We start from the raw sequence: 17,095 nt of genomic DNA, 5'->3' as shown, positions 1-17,095 counted from the left end.
GCTGGAACGAGCTGTTTCTGACGTGTGCGGGGCAAGGCGGAGAAGTGGATTGGTTCGACCCTCGAGCGAGTGGTCCGGGCGTAGTAGAGTCGCGCAGACCCGTGGCCGGGAGCCCCCTCCGCATCCCCTTCACCATCCCCCACCGCTTCCACCACGCCCACCGCTTCCACCACGCCCACCGCTTCCATCACATCCACCCGCCCCCAAGGCTCCCACCCTCCCCGTCCGCGCCTGGCATTTCCCGACCGAGGACTCCATGCGTCTGCGCAGCAGCTCGATCCGCGCGAAGATCATCGCGCTGCTCCTGGTGCCCATCGTGGCGCTCATCGCCCTGTGGGTGTATGCGACGATCGCCACCACCGGGGACGTCTGGAACCAGCTGGGGATCAGCCGTACGTACAAGGAGTTCGCGGGCCCGGTCGACCAGTACGCCATCGACCTGCAGCACGAGCGGCGCGCCGCCGTCCAGTGCCTCGCCGACCCGCGCTCGCCGGTCGCCCGGGACGCCTACGAGCACGCCAAGGGCCTCACCGACCGCAGCCTCGCCGTGCTGCGGCAGAAGAAGGACAGCGACAGCAGCAAGCTCTCCACCCCCCAGCGCGGCCGCTTCGTGCAGATCATCGCCGCCGCCGACCAGCTCGGCCCGCTGCGCTCCCAGATCGGCCGTTCCGCGCTGAACTGGGAGTTCGCACTGGACCAGTACAGCGACCTGGTCAAGCCGGTGTTCGGCTTCCGCTCCGCCTACGTCGCCCGGCAGACCGGCCAACTCCCGCGCCAGGGAACCATCCTGATCGAGCTGGTGCGCGCCCGCGAGTACCTGTCGCAGGAGGACGCGGCGATGGAGGGCCTGCGCGCCGGCATCACCAAGCCCACCGCCGAGCAGTACCAGGTCGCGCTGGACGCCCTGCACAACCAGCAGGCGCTGTACACCGTCTACATCGCCGAACTCGAACCCGCCGACCAGTCCGACTACATCGCCCTGCGCGGCGGCGAGGCCTGGGGTGCGCTGGCCCGCGCCGAGGCGGACTTCGTCGGCGCCGGCGGCCCCGAGCGGGTGGTCCAGGCGCTCAACAGCGACAACTGGCGGGAGACCGCCGACCGGGCGCTCGGCGACCTCACCTCGATCAACACCCGGATCGCCGCCGGACTGGACGAGCGCTCCCGGTCCTCGGCGATCGGGATGCTCTGGCGCGGCGGCATCGCCGGGGCCATCGGCCTGGTCGCGGTCGTGCTGTCGATCCTGATCTCCTTCCGGATCGGGCGGGGCCTGGCCCGCGAGCTGATCGGCCTGCGCAACGCGGCCAACGAGCTGGCCGGCACCCGGCTGCCCTCCGTCATGCTGCGGCTGCGCCGCGGCGAGCCGGTCGACGTGGCCACCGAGGCGCCCGAACTGCACTTCGGTGCCGCCGAGATCGGCCAGGTCGGTCAGGCCTTCAACGCGGTGCAGCGGGCCGCCGTCGAAGCCGCCGTCGAACAGGCCGAACTGCGGCGCGGGGTCTCGGCGGTGTTCGTCAACCTGGCCCGGCGCAGCCAGGTGCTGCTGCACCGACAGCTCACCCTGCTCGACACCATGGAGCGCCGCACCGAGGACCCGGCGGAGCTGGAGGACCTCTTCAAGGTCGACCACCTCACCACCCGCATGCGCCGCCATGCCGAGGGCCTGATCATCCTGGCCGGCGGCTCGCCCGGGCGCGCCTGGCGCAAGCCGGTCCGGATGGTCGACGTGGTCCGGGCGGCGGTCGGCGAGGTCGAGGACTACGCCCGGGTGACCGTCCGGCCCTTCCCCGGCACCGGCCTGCTCGGCAGCGCCGTCGCGGACGTCACCCACCTGGTCGCCGAACTCGTCGAGAACGCCGCGGTGTTCTCCCCGCCGAGCACCCACGTCACCGTCCAGGGCGAGGTGGTGGCGCACGGCTTCGCGCTGGAGATCGACGACCGCGGGCTCGGGCTGAGCGAGCAGCTGCTCGCCGAGATCAACGAACGCCTCGCCGTGGAGCAGGAGTTCGACCTCGCCGACACGGACCGGCTGGGCCTCTTCGTGGTCAGCCGGCTGGCCCGGCGGCACGGCATCCGGGTGCACCTGCGGCCGTCCCCGTACGGCGGGACGACGGCGGTGGTGCTGATCCCGCGCGAGCTGCTCGCGGAGGCGCCGGACGGGCTCCCGGAGCCGGCCGCGGCCGGGCGGCGGTCGGTGGGCGGTGGGCGGCGCGGGCAGCGGGACCTGGTCGTGGTGCCGGGGCCGGGGGCGTCGTCTGGCGGCTCGTCCAAGTCTTCGGCGGGTTCTTCGTCCGGGCCGTCGTCCGGGTCCTCGTCCCGGTCTTCCTCCGGGTCTTCGTCCGGTCCTTCGTTGTCCTCGGCCGGGTCTTCGGCCGGCACGGGCGCGGGCGGTCGGCACCGGGTGACGGGCGGGCCCCGGCCCTCCGCGCCCGAGGAGGGTCGTACGGCGGGCGGTCTGCCGCGTCGCGCCTCGCGGGGCAAGGGCGGGCCGGTCCTGGTCCCGGCGCCCGGGGCGGACGTCGAGGACGCGCCGGCGACCGGGCGGCACCGGCGGGAGGACGTGGTGGTGGCCGCCGCCGAGGGCGCTGTCGCGGCGGCTGAGGCTGCTGCCGCCTCGGAGGCTCCGCCGGCGGATGCCGCTCCGGCTCCCGCGCCGCGGACGGTGGGCGGTCTGCCGCGACGGGTCCGGCAGGCGAACCTGGCGCCGCAACTCAGGGAGCAGCGCACCGAACAGCTGAAGGAGCGATTCCGTAGCGCCGGCGGGCCGGACGGCGCGACCGGGGAGGCGGGGTCCGCTCCCGACGCCCGGGAGGCGCGGGAGCGCTCGCCGGAGGAGGCCCGGGCGACCTTCGCCTCGTTCCAGCGCGGCTTCACCCGGGGCCGCGGCGCCACGGCGCCGACGGACCGTAGCGCTGGCGCCAAGGACCACGACGTCCCGGCGAAGGACCGTAACGACTCGTCACGCGATCGTGGCGCAGCCGTACTGCCCTGGCTGTCGCCGGAGTCGTCCCGCCGGGCGATCGGCCCGGCACCCGCCCCGGCGGCGCTGCCCGCGCCCTCGGACAGCGGGCGGGCGCCGCTCGCCCGTCAGGTGCCGCCCGGCCAGCCGGTTCGCCGCACCCCGGGCCCCGGAACGCCCGTACCGTCGGCACCGTCCGCCGTACCGGGCCCATCGACATCACCCTCACCACCCGTACGACCCGTACGACTGGCCCAACCCGCCCAACCCGATTCACCCGCACGACCCGCATCACCTGCACCACCCGCTCCAGCGGAAGGAACTGATTCATGACCACTTCGACGCAGCCGTCCGGAGACCTCAACTGGCTCCTGGACGACCTGGTGGGGCGCGTCGCCGCCCTACGGCACGCGGTGATCCTGTCCAACGACGGCCTGGCCACCGGTGCCTCGGGCGACCTCGACCGCGAGGACGCCGAGCACCTCGCCGCGGTCGCGGCCGGGTTCCACAGCCTGGCGAAGGGCGCCGGCGGGCACTTCAAGGTCGGCGGCGTCCGGCAGACCATGATCGAGCTGGACGAGGCGTTCCTGTTCATCACGGCCGCCGGTGACGGCAGCTGCCTGGCCGTGCTGAGCGACGCCGAGGCCGACATCGGCCAGATCGCCTACGAGATGGCCCTGCTGGTCAAGCGGGTCGGCGAGCACATGGCCGCCGAGCCGCGCACCGAAACCGCCCCGCCGGGGAGATGAGCGGGCCGATGGCGGATCCGAAGGCGGACGTGCCGGACGGCCCGGAGGTGCCGGTGGGCACCGAGGGGCCGGCCGGTGCGGAGGCAGCGCCGGGTACGGACGCTTCGGCGGATCTGAAGGCGTCGGCCGGCTCGGCGGCGTCTCAGCGTGCGGACGGTTCCGTGGACGGGGAGCAGGTGGACGACCCGGACGGACCCGAGGTCGACCTGTTCGTGCCGCGCACTCCGGTCGACGACCGCTGGTTCGACGACGAGGCCGGCCCGGTGGTGCGGCTCTTCTCGATGACCCGCGGCCGCACCCGGCCGGTCGAGGAGGGCCTGTTCGACCTGATCTCGCTGGTCACCGCCGTCGAGCCCGGGCCGGACGCGGGGGCCGTGCCCGCGCACGTCCTCGACCCGGAGCACCAGACGCTGCTGTCCCTGTGCCGCAGCGAACCGCTCTCCGTCGCCGAACTCGGCTCCTTCACCGACCTGCCGGTCAGCGTAGTGCGGGTGCTGCTCGGCGACCTCTACGACGCCGACCTGATCAGCGTCACCCGACCCGTTCCGCTCGCCGAGCTGCCGGACGAGCGCCTGCTGCGAGACGTGATCAATGGACTCCGTGCGCTCTGACCACCACCCCCGCCCGGACGGCGGGAGCCCGAACGACCCGCAGTGGCGCGGTGGTCCGGCCGTCGCGGTGAAGATCCTGGTCGCGGGCGGCTTCGGGGCGGGAAAGACCACCCTGGTCGGCTCGGTCAGCGAGATCCGGCCGCTGCGCACCGAGGAGGATCTCAGCGAGCTGGGCCGACCGGTGGACGACACCTCGGGCGTGGAGGCGAAGCGCACCACCACGGTGGCGATGGACTTCGGCCGGATCGACCTGCGGCCCGGCCTCGCCCTCTACCTGTTCGGCACCCCCGGGCAGGACCGGTTCTGGTTCGTCTGGGACGAGTTGGCGCGCGGCGCGCTCGGCGCCCTGGTGATCGCCGACACCCGGCGGCTGGCCGACTGCTTCCCGTCGGTCGACTTCTTCGAGCAGCGCGGCATCCCGTTCGTGGTGGCCGTGAACTGCTTCGACGGCACCGAGCGGTTCTCGCCGGAGGAGGTGCGGGACGCGCTCGACCTGGACCCGGGCATCCCGGTGCTGCTCTGCGACGCGCGGCTGCGGGAGGACGGGAAGGACCTGCTCGTCGCACTGGTCGAGCACGCCGCGGCCCGCCGCCACCGCGCGCCCGTCCGGGCCTGATCCCGGCCCTCGAGCGGGGCCTGATGAGGCCTCGGTTCGCGGGGCCGCCGGTTTCCCGCCCCGACCGACGTCTCATTCGGTTGTCCACATCCCGGACGTTCGGCGTGCGGAAGGTTGCCTAGACGGGCCCCGCCGTGGAAGGCTCTGTGGACGAAGGCCGCCCGGCCATGTCGTCGGGAGCCCTGGAAACGCCCCGTTCGCACGGGCGTTGCCGACCGGTTGACGGCCTTCGAGATCCGGCGAGGAACCGTCGGCTCGTACCGGCAGCGGTGCGAGACTGTGCACAGAACGAGGGGGAGGGCAGCAGGATGACCGTCGGCCGACGACTCATCGGTATCGCCGCGCCCGGCCCCCTCATGCCCGGCTCGGCCCGCTCGGGCGCTGCCGTTCCGGTGCTCACCGTCCGCCGCTACATCGACCATGCGCTGATCTGCAGCGCGTGTTGTCGCTGACCGGCCTGTCCCGTCCCGGTACGTCCCCGGCGCTCCCGGCTCACCAGCCACCGCCCGACGCACCGCCGATCCCGTCGACCAGGCCGTAGCGGACCGCCGTCCGGCGTGCCCGCGGCCGACCAACCGGACCCGCCCAGCGGAGAGACCACCAGTGAACATCGTCTGCCCCAGACCTGCCCCCGCCTTCGTCGGCCGTACTCGAACGACCGGGACGGCCCCCGCGATGCGCGCGGGCGGTGGACGGACCGGACGGTGGAGCGAGCGCGCGAGCCGCGCCGCGGACGGCCGACGGGGTCGCCACGACCTCGAGCCGTTCTGGCCGTCCCGGCAGCCGCACCTGTTCGATCAGACGTGTCCGGGCTCGCCCAGCGCGTCCCGGCTCTCCGCCCGCTGACCCGGTTCGATCCGGTCCAGCCCCGGCAGTACGCCCGGTCGACGCGCAGACGACTCCACCCCGTCCGTCACGCGCGAAATGAGCGGCACACCATGTCTTCTTCCTCCACAGCCACCCTGCCCCTGCCCACTGCGACCCCGCACCTGCGCGCGGTCCGCTCGGTTCCTTCCGCCCCCTCCGTCCCGACCGGTCCTTCCGGAGCCTCGGTGATCCCCCCGGGCTCGCCCGTCGGACCGTCCGTGGGGCCGTCCGTTCCTCCGCCTTCGGTGGCCGAGCGGTGGCCCGGGGCGGCCGTCCGTCCGCAGCACGCCGGACCGGCCCGCCCGGCGGGTGCCCCGATGACCGCCGTGCCGCAGCCGGGCTCGGTCGTTCCGCCGGCGCCCCAGGCGTTGCTCGCCGCGCTGCCGGAGGGGGCGACCGTCGTCGCCGCCCTGCCGCAGGGCGTGCTGCCGCAAGGGCTGCTCGCCCAGTACGGCACGCAGTTCGGCGGCGCGAACGGGAGCCCGATGGTCGGGTACCTGGTGCTGGTGCCGGCCGAGAGCGCGGCGGCGGGGGACTCGGGCCTGCCGGGCACTGCCGTCGCGCCGGGGGCACCGCTCGTGCTCGGCGCCTCCGGACTGTCCGGCGTTTCCGGTCTGCCCACGGTCTCCGGCGTGCCCGGTGCACCCGGGGCGTCGGCTCCGGCGGGTGTCCGTCCGGTGCGTTCGGCCGGGCGCGGCATCAGCGTCGACTCCGAGCGGCGTAACGCCTACGTCGACGGTCGGTTGCTCGACCTCACGTACCTGGAGTTCGAGCTGCTGGCCCACCTCACCGAGCACCCGCAGCGGGTGCACACCCGGGACCACCTGGTCTCCGCGGTCTGGGGCTACGGCCACGTCGGGGACGGCCGGACCGTCGACGTGCACGTCGCCCGGCTGCGCCGCAAGCTCGGACCGGCCTACCGCGACACGATCGTGACGGTCCGTCGGGTCGGCTACAAGTACACCCCGGCCGCCGTCTGATCCGGCCGGTCACTGCGACCGACCGGGCACTGCGACCGACCGCCGGCTGCAGCGGCGGGCCGCCCGCCTGGCGGCCGACGGACAACAGATGACAGACGACGGATGACAGCTGACAGATTTCGAAATCTGTCAGCTGTCAGCTGTCATCCGTCCAGGTGACTGCCCAGCAGCTCAGCGGCTCAGCCGGTCGATCTCCACCAGCTCCTCCGTCGTCAGCGGCCCGCCGGCCAGCGCGTCGAGGTTCTGGTCCAGCTGGGCCACGCTGCTCGCGCCGATGATCACCGACACGACCCGCGGATCCCGCAGCACCCAGCACAGCGCAAGCTGCGCCAGCGTCTGCCCGCGCCCCTCGGCGATCTTGTTCAGCGCCCGCAGCTGCTCCAGCTTCGGCGCGGTCAGCGCCTCCTCGGTCAGGAACTTCCCGACCGACATCCGCGAGCCCGCCGGCACGTCCCCGGCGAGGTACCGGTCCGTCAGCAGTCCCTGGGCCAGCGGCGAGTAGGCGATCAGACTGGTCTGGGTGTCGCCCACCGCGTCCAGCACCCCGCCCTCCTCCACGGACCGGTCGAGGATCGAGTACGCCGACTGGTTCATCAGCACCGGAGTCCCCAGCTCCCGCAGGATCGCCACCGCCTCCCGGTGCTGCTCCGCCGGGTAGTTGGAGATCGCGGCGTACAGCGCCTTGCCGGAGCGCACCGCGCTGTCCAGCGCCCCCATCGTCTCCTCGATCGGGGTGTCCGGGTCGTAGCGGTGCGAGTAGAAGACGTCGACGTAGTCCAGCCCCATCCGGTCCAGCGACTGGTCGAGGCTGGCCAGCAGGTACTTGCGGCTGCCGCCGTTGCCGTACGGGCCGGGCCACATGTCCCAGCCGGCCTTGGTCGCGATGAACAGCTCGTCCCGGTACGGCCGGAAGTCCTGGGCGAACAGGTAGCCGAAGTTGCGCTCGGCACTGCCGTACGGCGGGCCGTAGTTGTTCGCAAGGTCGAAGTGCGTGACGCCCCGGTCGAAGGCCCGGCGCAGCACCGCCCGCTGCACCTCCAGCGGCTGGGCGTCACCGAAGTTGTGCCAGAGCCCGAGCGAGACGGCGGGCAGCTGGACGCCACTGCGCCCGGCCTTCCGGTAGGTCATCGAGGCATAGCGGTCATCCGCGGCGAGGTAGCTCATGCCGGACATCTTGCCAGCCGGACCCGGCCGATCAAGCCCTTGCCCCGCTCCCGGCCCGTGCCTATGCCCGCGGAGGATCGTGCGCGTGCGAGGCGAGGGGGAGGCGTGATGGCAGTTCCGCTCATTCCCGCCGTGCCTGCCGTGCCCCGCTGTTGTCGCCTCACCGCGGCACCGCGCGCTGACGCCGCACCCGAGCCGGTGAGCCCTTCCTCTCCCCGGCGCCGCCCGTCCTGCTGAGTGCCATCGCCGCCCGCACCTCCACGATCCGGCTGTTCGCCACGGCGACGGTGCTCAGCGTCCTCGACCCGGTCCGGGTCGCCGAGGACTACGCGATGCTCGACCAACTCTCCGGCGGACGCGTCGAGTTGATCATCGGAAAGGGCAATGACCCGCGCCACTTCGGCCTGTTCGGCCTCCCCGAGGACCGTCAGTGGGAGGCGCTCGCCGAGAACTACCAACTGCTGCGCCGACTTTGGTGCGAGGAGAAGGTGACCTGGAAGGGCTCGACCCGCCCGCCGCTCGAGGAGGCCGCCGTGTCTCCGCGGCCGCTCCAGGATCCGATCCCGGTCTGGCACGGAAGCGCCACCAGCACGCAGTCCACCGACCTCGCCGCCCGTCACGGCGACCCCAACTCCTTCCACCGCTGGAGAAGTAGCGTTCGCTGGTCGAGCACTACCGCGAGCGCTGGGCGCACTACGGGCGCGATCCGGAGCAAAGGCCCGGGTGGGCGCCGGATTCGGCGGACTGTACGTCGCCAAGCGCTCGCAGGGCGCCGTCGAGGGCTACCGCCCCTACTGGAACGCGATGTTCAGCTCTGCCGCCGGTCGTTACGCCAACTCGCCGTTCGGTTCGCTGGAGGACGCGCTGGAGCGCGGATCGGCGCTGGTCGGCGCTGGTCGGCAGCCCGCAGCAGGTGATCGAGAAGATCCACCGCTACCACGAGGCCTTCGGCAACGAGGTGGTGGGCATCGGCGTGGGCGCGCTCACCGAGGGAGCGCAGCGCGAGCAACTCGAGCTGTTCGCGGCCGAGGTGGCTCCCGTGATCCGGCGCGAGCTCCCGTAGCCGTCGCTCCCCCGCCCGCCCGCGCAGCGCGCCGTGCACCCCCTACGCGGCGTGACGCCGGCAACCGTGCGTGACGTGACGCGCGCCACCGGCCTTGCCGGAATGCCGTTCGGTGGTACGGGGGATGACGAACGGTCGAGGGGCCGTGGCCGCCGGGGGGCGGCGCACGGCCCTCGACCGTTCGGCCGGCCATCCGCCGCCGAAAGCCCGAACCCCGATCCGGGATACCCCCTAGCCATTTGTACCTACAGGTATGTACAGTGATCCGCATGAGCACCCAGGACCGCCTCATCGAGAGCACCCAGGCACTCCTCTGGGAGCGCGGCTACGTCGGCACCAGCCCCAAGGCCATCCAGCAGCGCTCCGGAGTCGGCCAGGGCAGCATGTACCACCATTTCACCGGCAAGCCCGACCTCGCCGCCGCCGCCCTGCGCCGCAGCGCCGAGCAGATGCGGAGCATCGCCGAGGCCGACCTCGCCGCCCCCGGCACCGCGTACGACCGCATCGCCGCGTACCTGCGCCGTGACCGCGACGTCCTGCGCGGCTGCCGGATCGGCCGGATGGCGCAGGACCCGGACGTGGTCGTCGACCCGCAGCTGCGCGCCCCCGTCAAGGAGACCTTCGACTGGCTGCGCGGTCGGATCGCCGAGCTGGTCGCCGAGGGCCAGGCCGGTGGCGAGTTCGCCCCCGGTCTCGACCCGGTCGACACCGCTACCGCCGTGGTCGCCGTCGTCCAGGGCGGCTACGTGCTGGCCCGCGCCGCAGACACCGCCGAGCCTTTCGACCAGGCCGTCCGAGGCGCCCTCGGCCTCCTCGCGGCACACCGCACGGCCTGACCGTCCGCCAGCCGGGATGACGCCGCCGTACGGCCCAAGACCGTCACCGCCCGACGCCGCCTCCACAGCACCGCCTCCGCCGCACCGCCTCCGCCGCGCGCCACCGACCCGAGGAGCCCCGCCGTGCATGCCATGCAGTACGAGATCACCCTCCCCGCCGACTACGACATGGGCATCATCCGCAAGCGGGTCGCCGACAAGGCCCACCTGCTCGACGCCTACCCGGGCCTCGGCCTCAAGGCGTATCTGGTCCGCGAACGCGGCCACCAGGGTTCGCCGGTCAACCAGTACGCGCCGTTCTACCTCTGGCGCACCGCCGAGGGCATGAACAGCTTCCTCTGGGGCTCCGGGTTCCGCGGTGTGAGTGCCGACTTCGGCCGCCCCGCCGTCCGCCACTGGCTCGGCGCGGGCCTGGCCCACGGCAGCACAGCGGACGCAGCGCAGACCGCTCCGGCCACCGCCACCCGCGACACCGTACGGCTGCCGGAGGGCGCCGACCCGGCCGAGGCCGTCGAGCAGGCACTCGCCGAACTCCCCACGCACCCGGCCCTGCACACCGCCGCCGTCGCCGTGGACCCGAGCCGCTGGGAACTGCTCCGCGTCGCCCTTTGGCACGGCCAGGCCCCGGAGGACGCGCCCGGCGCCCGCTACCAGGTGCTGCACCTCTCCCGCCCCGAACTCGACCGGCTGCCGGCCGGCCGCCACTGGTGAAAGGAACCGCCGTCCCGATGACCCCCACCGCACTGGTCCCGGCCGAGCTCGAGCCCGCCCCGCTGGACCGCGAAGCCGGCTACGCCCTGCTCGCCGAACTCTCGGGCCCGGTCGCCGCCGCCACTCTCGGCGGCCTGGACTCCCTCGCCCCCGGCTTCCCCGACTGGATCGTCACCAGCCTCTTCGGTGGCACCTACCAGCGCCCCGGACTCGCCCTGCGCGACCGCCAGATCGCCAACCTGGCCGCCCTCACCGCCCTCGGCGGGGTGGAACCCCAGCTCGCCGACCACGTCCGCAACAGCCTGCGGATCGGCCTGACGAAGGAGGAGATCACCGAGGTCATGGTGCACCTCGCCCCGTACGTCGGCGTCCCCAAGGCCCTGGCCGGCCTGCGCGTCGCGACCGCAACCTTCGCCGAAGCCACCGCAGGCCCCGAAGCCACCGCAGGCCCCGAAGCCACCGCAGCCTCCGAGGGCGAGGCATGAGCCGCACCGTCCGCACCGTCCTCGGCGACCTCGTCCCCGCCGAACTCGGCGTCACCGACTCCCACGACCACCTGTTCATCCGCAGCCCGCTGCTCCCCGGCCAGGAGCTGGACGACCCGGCCGCCGCCGAGGACGTCCTGCACGCCTTCGCGGCCGCCGGGGGTCGCTCCTTCGTCCAGTGGACCCCGTTCGGCATGGGCCGAGGCGCGGGCTCCCTCGCCGCCCTCTCCCGTACGACCGGTGTCCACATCGTCGCCGCCACCGGCGCGCATCAGGCGGTCCACTACGGGTCGAACACCACCCCCGACGACCTCGCCGGACGCTTCGTCGCCGAGCTCACCACCGGCCTGCCCGGAGCACCCGAGGGCGTCCGCGCCGGGCTGATCAAGGTCGCGGACGACGCCGGGCGCACCACCCCGCACACCCGCCGGACGATGGCCGCGGCCGCCGAAGCGCACCGCGCCACCGGCGCCCCGATCGCCGTCCACCTCGAACCCGACGGCAATCCGCACGAGGTCCTGTTCCGGCTGAGCAGCCGGGGCGGCGTCCGGCCCGACCGGATCATCCTCGGGCACCTCACCCGGTTCCCCGGCCGCGCCATGTACCGCAGCCTCGCCGCCGAGGGCGTGCACCTCGCGCTGGACAGCCCGTCCCGGACCGGGCACCCCGCCGACCTCCAGGCCTTCGACGTCATCGCCGACCTGGTCGAGGCGGGCCACGCCACCCAACTGCTCCTCGGTGCCGACACCACCACCCGTACCGCCCGGCAGGCCGACGGCCCGACCAGGCTGCTCACCGACCTCGCCCCGCGACTCGCGCGCACCTTCGGCCCCGACCTGCCCGCGCTGCTCCTCACCGCCAACCCGGCCGCCGCCTTCGCCGCCGACTGGCGCACCCCGGAGTAGGCCGATCCCGTCGGCAGGCCCGTCCCCTGAGTGGGCCCGTCCCCGCCCTCGCCCCGCTCCTGTGGCCGACTCCTCCCACCCGGGTTTGAATCCGAGTAGCCCTATCGCCGGATGACCGAGTGAGGCGAGGATGCCCGCACCGTCGACACACCCGTGGCTCGCACCCGCCCGGCTCGCCGTCGCGGCCTTCGTCGCCGTCGCCCTCTGCTTCTCCGGCTACCGCGCGGCGAACGACCCCACCGGGGTGGTGAACTTCTTCAGCTACTTCACCAACCTCAGCAACCTCGCCGGCATCGCCGTCCTGGGCTACGGCGGCTGGGCGGGCCTCACCGGCCGACGCCCGGTGCCGGACGAGGTGCGCGGGGCGGTCGTGCTCTACCTGGCGATCACCGGGCTGGTCTACGGCACGCTGCTGGCGAAGTACCCGGAGCAGCTGGTGATCCCGTGGGTGAACGACGTGGTGCACCGGGCGATGCCGCTCCTCGTGCTCGCCGACTGGCTGGTGGACCCGCCCCTCCGGCGGATCCGTCCGGTCGTGGTGCTCGGCTGGCTGGCCTTCCCGCTGCTGTACCTGGTGTACGCGCTGCTGCGCGGCTACGCCGTCGACTGGTACCCGTACCCGTTCCTCGACTCGCGCCTGCACGGCGGCTACCGCCGGGTGGCCGGGGCCTGCTTCCTGATGACGGCGGCCATCGCCCTGGTCGGAGCGGTTGTCGCCGCTGCGGGCAACGCCCTCGCCGCCCACCGCGACGCCCGTTCCGGTGCGCTCCCGAGGGGCCGTCACGCCCGCGCCGGAACGGGCTGACGATCACCGGTCGGCGATCACCGGCTCACGGTGATCGGCTGACGACAACCGGACGTGCGTTCTACGGTGACGGCATGGTGATGCTGCGAACCCTCACGGCCGCGGACTGGCCGCTCTGGCGCGACCTCCGTCTCGCCGCCCTGACCGACGCGCCGCACGCCTTCAAGTACGGCCTCGCCGAGTGGCACGACGGCGGTGAGGAGCGCTGGCGTGCCCGCCTCCACCTCCCGGGGCCCACCGCGTCGCCGCCTTCCTGGCCGAGGACCTCGACGGCTCCGACGGCCCCGAGGACCCCGACGGCCCCGAGGACGCCGTCGGCCTCGTCGGAGGTCTCCACGGATCCGCGGACGGTGTACGGGAGTTGCGCTCGCTCTGGGTCGCCCCGCGGGCGCGCGGCCGGGGCGTCGCCGACCGTCTGATCGAAGAGGTCGAACGCTGGGCCCGCAGCACCGGCGGCACCACCCTGCAGCTCGCCGTCCTCCCGGGCAACACCCCCGCCCTGGCCCTGTACCGCCGCCACGGCTTCACCCCGGTCGCGCCCGCCGCGGGAACCGCGCAGGAGATCATCCTGGCCAAGCCCCTCGACTGAGCGGTCCCCGGGAGCACCCCCACGCCCGGCGGCCGCGGGAACACGGGAACGCGGCAACGCAGGCGGGGCCTGCGCCGCACGGGGGTCGGCACAGGCCCCGCCGTCCGGGGTCGCAGGGGCGGGCGGATCACATGTGGGTGCCGCCGTCGATGCGCAGTTCGGTGCCGGTGACGAAGGCGCCGTCGTCGGAGGCGAGCATGGCGATCACGCCGGCCACCGTCTCCGGGCCGGCGAAGCCCTGGCCGAGGGCGGGGGAGAGCTTGGCGAGCAGGCTGAAGTCGGTGTCGGCGGGCAGGCCGGGGTTGTTGGTCATGCCGCTGTCGATGCTGCCCGGCGCGACGCAGACCGCGCGCAGGCCCTGCTTCGAGTACTCCGAGGCGATGGCGTGGGTGAAGGACTGGATGCCGCCCTTGGTCGCGGCGTACGCGGCCATGTAGGGGTGGGCGAAGCTCGCTGAGGTGGAGCTGAAGTTGACCACCACGCCCTTGCCGCCGGCGAGCAGCGCGGGGAGCGCTTCGCGGGTCATCAGGAAGGTGCCGGTGAGGTTCACCGCGAGGAGCTTGTTCCAGAACTCCAGGGTGGTCTCGTGGGTGTGGGACGCGCGCAGGATGCCGGCCGCGTTGACCAGGACGTCCAGACCGCCCAATTCGGCCACCGACTCGGCGACGCCCGCGACGACGGCGGCCTCGTCGGAGATGTCCAGGACCCGGATGGCCAGGCGGTCCGCGGTGCCGTCGGCGGTCGCGCGGTCCAGGGTCTTCTTCAAACCGTCCTCGTTGACGTCGACGGCGACGACCTTCCCGCCCTCGGCGAGGATCCGGTGCACGGTCGCCTGACCGATGCCCGAGCCGCCGCCGGTGATCAGGACGTTCCGTCCGCTGAAGCGCTCCATGGTGGTACTCCGTTCGTTCGCGGTCTCTCGACCTCGAGAGTCACGGTACGCTCAGGTGGCATGACGTGCCAAAAAGGCTTGGTGTGTCATTTCGGCATGGCGCGCCACAGTGGCACCAGCCCGCGTAGGCTGACCCTGTGACCGGACGCCCGACCCTGAACCAGCGCCGCCGTGACGCCACCCGGCTGGAGATCGCCCGCACCGCGGCCGCGCTCTTCGCCGAACAGGGGGCGGAGGCGACCACCGCCGAGGAGATCGCCCTCGCCGCGGGCATCTCGCTGCGCACCTTCTACCGGTACTTCTCCGTCAAGGAGGACGCCGTCGCCCCGCTGCTCGCGGCGGGCGGGCGGCAGTGGGTCGACCAGCTCGCCGAGAGCTCGGCGGACCTTCCGCTGCGCGAGGCGCTGGAGCGCGCGGCGGTCACGTCACTGACGCCGGCCGACGAGGCGGGCGTCGAGATGATGCAGTGGACCCGCAGCCTGCTGCGCGACCCGCGACTGGAGGGCGCCTGGCAGCGCGTCCACGCCGACTCGGAGGAGCGGCTGCGCGTCGTCCTCGCCGAGCGCTGCCCGGCGGGCGCCGACCCGCTGGAGATCCGACTGGCGGCTGCCGCCGCGACCGCGGCGATCCGGGTGGCCCTGGAGCAGTGGGCCGCCTCCGGCGCCCCCGCCGCCGGGCCGGGCTCCCCGCAGGAGCTGGGCGCGCGCTGCATGCGCGAGCTCACGGCTGGGCTGCGGCTCTGGGAGCGAACAGAGTTCAGCTGACAGATTTCGAAATCTGTTATCTGTCGGCTGAAATCTGTCAGCTGAACTCCGTCGCCCGTCGCCTGTCTGTCCGCTGTCCGCTGTCCGCTGAAGCCCGCCCCCGTTCCCGGCTGCCTCCCAGGCGTCATCAGCTTTCTCCCAGCCAACAGCTAGGGTTGGTTCTTGCGTCCCGACGGGGGAACCGGGGTGACCTCCTCGGATGTCCCCAGCGGAGGGGACTGGAGTTCGAGGCGTGGGAGCAAGTAGGACATGGGTCTGACGAGCCAGAAGGTGCTGGCGCTGACCGTATTGATCGCCGTCGTGGTGATGGGGGCCACCGTCTGGCTGTGGCCGAGACTGGCCAAGAAGACCTGGCCGGCGGTGTTCGGCCGGATCGGCGCGCTGATCGCCACTCAGCTCGCGGTGCTCGCGGCGCTCGGTCTGGTGGCGAACAACTACTTCGCCTTCTATAGCAGTTGGGACGACCTGCTGGGCACCGGCGACACCGGACCGGTGGTGATCCACAACAAGGCGGACGCCTCCGGGCGCCTCCTGGTGGAGACCATCGGTCAGGCCTCGGTCAAGGGTGGCGGCGCGATGGGCCGTGAGCCCAGCCGCTCGGGCGAGATCCGCAAGGTCCGGATCGACGGCGCGGTCAGCCGGCTGTCCACCGAGGGCTACGTCTACCTGCCCCCGCAGTACTTCCAGCCGGAGTACGCGCAGAAGCAGTTCCCGGCCGTGATCGTCAGCACCGGGTTCCCAGGAATCGCCGAGAACCTGATCACCCGGTTCAACTACCCGGGCGCGGCGCTCAAGCTGCTGCAGGAGGGGCGGATGCAGCCGACCGTCATGGTCCTGATGCGTCCCTCGCCCGCGCTGCCGCAGGACACCGAGTGCGAGGACATCCCGAACGGCCCGCAGTCCGACACGTACTTCACCAAGGACGTGCCCTCCGCGATCCAGGCCAGCTTCCGGGTCTCGTCCGACCCGCAGGCGTGGGCCTTCATGGGCAACTCCACCGGCGGCTACTGCGCGCTCAAGTTGGCCATGCGCCACCCGGACGTCTTCCCGACCGCCGTCGCCCTCTCCGCCTACTACGACGCCGCCGACGACCCGACCACCGGTGACCTGTTCGGCGGCAGCAAGCAGCGCCGCGACGAGGCCAACCTGATGTGGCGGCTGAAGAACCTGCCGGCACCGAAGGTGTCCGTACTGCTGGCCGGCACCAAGAAGGGCGACGGCGACTACCGGCGGGAGACCGAGGCGTTCGTCGACGCGGCGCAGAGCCCGATGCAGGTCTCGTACAGCATGCTGGAGAACGGCGGCCACAACTTCGAGACCTGGAGCGCGCTGTTGCCGTCCTCGCTGGAGTGGCTGTCCCAGCACCTCAAGGTGCCTGACCAGACCGTCTGACGGACGAGTTGCCGTCCGACCGACCGAACCCCCGAGGCCTCGGCCCCGGGGGTTCGGTCGTCAGAGTTCGGCCGTCACACGGCTCAGGCCACCCGCTCCAGGGTCCCGGTGTGCAGCTGCCCGACCCGGCCGCCCTCGCCCTCGAAGGTCCAGAAGGCCCGAATCGTCAGCTTGTTGAGGTCCATGACATGGCTGACGGTGATCCCGCTCTGCTCCGTCCAGCTGATGAAGTAGATCCCCGGCGCGACCTCGGCGACGTGCAGCCGCACGTCCTCCCACTGGCCCGCGGACTCGCCGAGGCCCTCCCAACGCAGCCGCGTGCCGTCGGCCGAGTAGGTGTTGCGGAAGGCCGCGCCGTTGTCGGCCCGGAAGACGTAGGTTCGGCCGGCGAAGGCGGGCAGGGACGCGGTCATGGTGGGGCGGCTCCTCATTCCGGGGCGTTCGGCGCTCTTGTGCACTGCGGAAGATGTCAGGCCTCCAATTTATCCGACCGGGTACACTCGGTCAGATCTTTGCCACGGTAGGAGCTCGCCTCGGCGCCGGAGGCCGCGCGCCAGATCGACACCTGGCTCGGCTGAGCCGCCCCACCCGACACCCGCAGAACACCCGACCGGACACCCGACCGGACACCCGACCGGACACCCGACCGGACACCCGACCGGACACCCGACCGGACACCCGACCGGACACCCGACCGGACACCCGACCGG

19 protein-coding genes are annotated in these 17,095 nt (G+C 72.9%); 16 read left to right on the top strand and 3 right to left on the bottom strand.

The genetic code is table 11. From position 1 onward, the window contains the following. The first annotated feature begins 256 nt into the window (after positions 1–256). From ACZ3TI_RS03690 to ACZ3TI_RS03665, 6 genes are all read left to right on the top strand, one after another. Complete coding sequence (locus ACZ3TI_RS03690; RefSeq protein WP_465722888.1) at positions 257–3,289, top strand: sensor histidine kinase; 3,033 nt, start codon at positions 257–259, stop codon at positions 3,287–3,289. Further along, positions 3,286–3,705, top strand: a complete 420-nt coding sequence (locus tag ACZ3TI_RS03685; RefSeq protein WP_465722886.1) for a roadblock/LC7 domain-containing protein — start codon at positions 3,286–3,288, stop codon at positions 3,703–3,705. Before ACZ3TI_RS03690 ends, ACZ3TI_RS03685 begins: the two co-directional genes overlap by 4 nt. Positions 3,706–3,713: 8 nt before the next feature. Next, the gene (locus ACZ3TI_RS03680) at positions 3,714–4,316 is read left to right on the top strand and encodes a DUF742 domain-containing protein (protein ID WP_465722884.1); all 603 of its coding nucleotides are present in this window, start codon (positions 3,714–3,716) and stop codon (positions 4,314–4,316) included. Beyond that, on the top strand, positions 4,297–4,932 hold the full coding sequence (locus ACZ3TI_RS03675; RefSeq protein WP_465722882.1) for a GTP-binding protein: 636 nt from the start codon (positions 4,297–4,299) through the stop codon (positions 4,930–4,932). The genes ACZ3TI_RS03680 and ACZ3TI_RS03675 overlap by 20 nt, the downstream gene beginning before the upstream one ends. A gap of 308 nt (positions 4,933–5,240) precedes the next feature. Then, a complete protein-coding gene (locus ACZ3TI_RS03670) occupies positions 5,241–5,384 on the top strand; it encodes a hypothetical protein (RefSeq protein ID WP_465722880.1) in 144 nt (47 codons plus the stop codon). A 732-nt stretch (positions 5,385–6,116) separates the two neighbouring features. After that, entirely contained in the window at positions 6,117–6,779 is a 663-nt protein-coding gene (locus ACZ3TI_RS03665) for a winged helix-turn-helix domain-containing protein (protein WP_465722878.1), read from the top strand. A 171-nt stretch (positions 6,780–6,950) separates the two neighbouring features. On the opposite strand, the gene ACZ3TI_RS03660 is transcribed toward ACZ3TI_RS03665, so the two are convergent. Continuing rightward, positions 6,951–7,943 (bottom strand): aldo/keto reductase, encoded by a 993-nt coding sequence (locus tag ACZ3TI_RS03660; protein WP_465722876.1) that lies wholly within the window; start codon positions 7,941–7,943, stop codon positions 6,951–6,953. Positions 7,944–8,173: 230 nt separating this feature from the next. Here ACZ3TI_RS03660 and ACZ3TI_RS03655 point away from each other — a divergent pair, with 230 nt between their 5' ends. From ACZ3TI_RS03655 to ACZ3TI_RS03620, 8 genes are all read left to right on the top strand, one after another. Continuing rightward, positions 8,174–8,860: an LLM class flavin-dependent oxidoreductase gene (locus tag ACZ3TI_RS03655; protein WP_465723330.1), complete on the top strand. Its 687-nt coding sequence runs from the start codon at positions 8,174–8,176 to the stop codon at positions 8,858–8,860. Beyond that, the gene (locus tag ACZ3TI_RS03650) at positions 8,857–9,006 is read left to right on the top strand and encodes a hypothetical protein (protein WP_465722874.1); all 150 of its coding nucleotides are present in this window, start codon (positions 8,857–8,859) and stop codon (positions 9,004–9,006) included. Before ACZ3TI_RS03655 ends, ACZ3TI_RS03650 begins: the two co-directional genes overlap by 4 nt. A gap of 269 nt (positions 9,007–9,275) precedes the next feature. After that, on the top strand, positions 9,276–9,842 hold the full coding sequence (locus tag ACZ3TI_RS03645; protein ID WP_465722872.1) for a TetR/AcrR family transcriptional regulator: 567 nt from the start codon (positions 9,276–9,278) through the stop codon (positions 9,840–9,842). A gap of 123 nt (positions 9,843–9,965) precedes the next feature. Beyond that, positions 9,966–10,553: a DUF4865 family protein gene (locus ACZ3TI_RS03640; protein WP_465722870.1), complete on the top strand. Its 588-nt coding sequence runs from the start codon at positions 9,966–9,968 to the stop codon at positions 10,551–10,553. 17 nt (positions 10,554–10,570) lie between these two features. Further along, positions 10,571–11,038, top strand: coding sequence for a carboxymuconolactone decarboxylase family protein (locus ACZ3TI_RS03635; RefSeq protein WP_465722868.1), 468 nt, complete (start codon positions 10,571–10,573; stop codon positions 11,036–11,038). Next, positions 11,035–11,943, top strand: a complete 909-nt coding sequence (locus tag ACZ3TI_RS03630; protein ID WP_465722866.1) for a phosphotriesterase family protein — start codon at positions 11,035–11,037, stop codon at positions 11,941–11,943. Before ACZ3TI_RS03635 ends, ACZ3TI_RS03630 begins: the two co-directional genes overlap by 4 nt. Before the next feature lie 130 nt (positions 11,944–12,073). Further along, positions 12,074–12,748, top strand: coding sequence for a Pr6Pr family membrane protein (locus tag ACZ3TI_RS03625; protein ID WP_465722864.1), 675 nt, complete (start codon positions 12,074–12,076; stop codon positions 12,746–12,748). A gap of 361 nt (positions 12,749–13,109) precedes the next feature. Beyond that, complete coding sequence (locus tag ACZ3TI_RS03620) at positions 13,110–13,337, top strand: GNAT family N-acetyltransferase (RefSeq protein ID WP_465722862.1); 228 nt, start codon at positions 13,110–13,112, stop codon at positions 13,335–13,337. Positions 13,338–13,464: 127 nt separating this feature from the next. Here ACZ3TI_RS03620 and ACZ3TI_RS03615 read toward each other — a convergent pair whose 3' ends face one another. Next, positions 13,465–14,229, bottom strand: a complete 765-nt coding sequence (locus ACZ3TI_RS03615; protein ID WP_465722860.1) for an SDR family NAD(P)-dependent oxidoreductase — start codon at positions 14,227–14,229, stop codon at positions 13,465–13,467. Between the two features lie 137 nt (positions 14,230–14,366). Here ACZ3TI_RS03615 and ACZ3TI_RS03610 point away from each other — a divergent pair, with 137 nt between their 5' ends. Beyond that, positions 14,367–14,993: a TetR family transcriptional regulator gene (locus tag ACZ3TI_RS03610; RefSeq protein WP_465722858.1), complete on the top strand. Its 627-nt coding sequence runs from the start codon at positions 14,367–14,369 to the stop codon at positions 14,991–14,993. A 249-nt stretch (positions 14,994–15,242) separates the two neighbouring features. After that, a complete protein-coding gene (locus ACZ3TI_RS03605) occupies positions 15,243–16,385 on the top strand; it encodes an alpha/beta hydrolase (protein ID WP_465722856.1) in 1,143 nt (380 codons plus the stop codon). Between the two features lie 83 nt (positions 16,386–16,468). On the opposite strand, the gene ACZ3TI_RS03600 is transcribed toward ACZ3TI_RS03605, so the two are convergent. Further along, positions 16,469–16,798 carry a phenolic acid decarboxylase gene (locus ACZ3TI_RS03600; protein ID WP_465722854.1) on the bottom strand — a complete coding sequence of 110 codons (330 nt, stop codon included), beginning with the start codon at positions 16,796–16,798 and terminating at the stop codon, positions 16,469–16,471. Between the last annotated feature and the right edge of the window lie 297 nt (positions 16,799–17,095).

Source organism: Kitasatospora sp. NPDC023120, from assembly GCF_055560835.1.
Note: the sequence above shows the minus strand (reverse complement) of the source record. Positions and strands in the feature narration are given on the sequence as shown.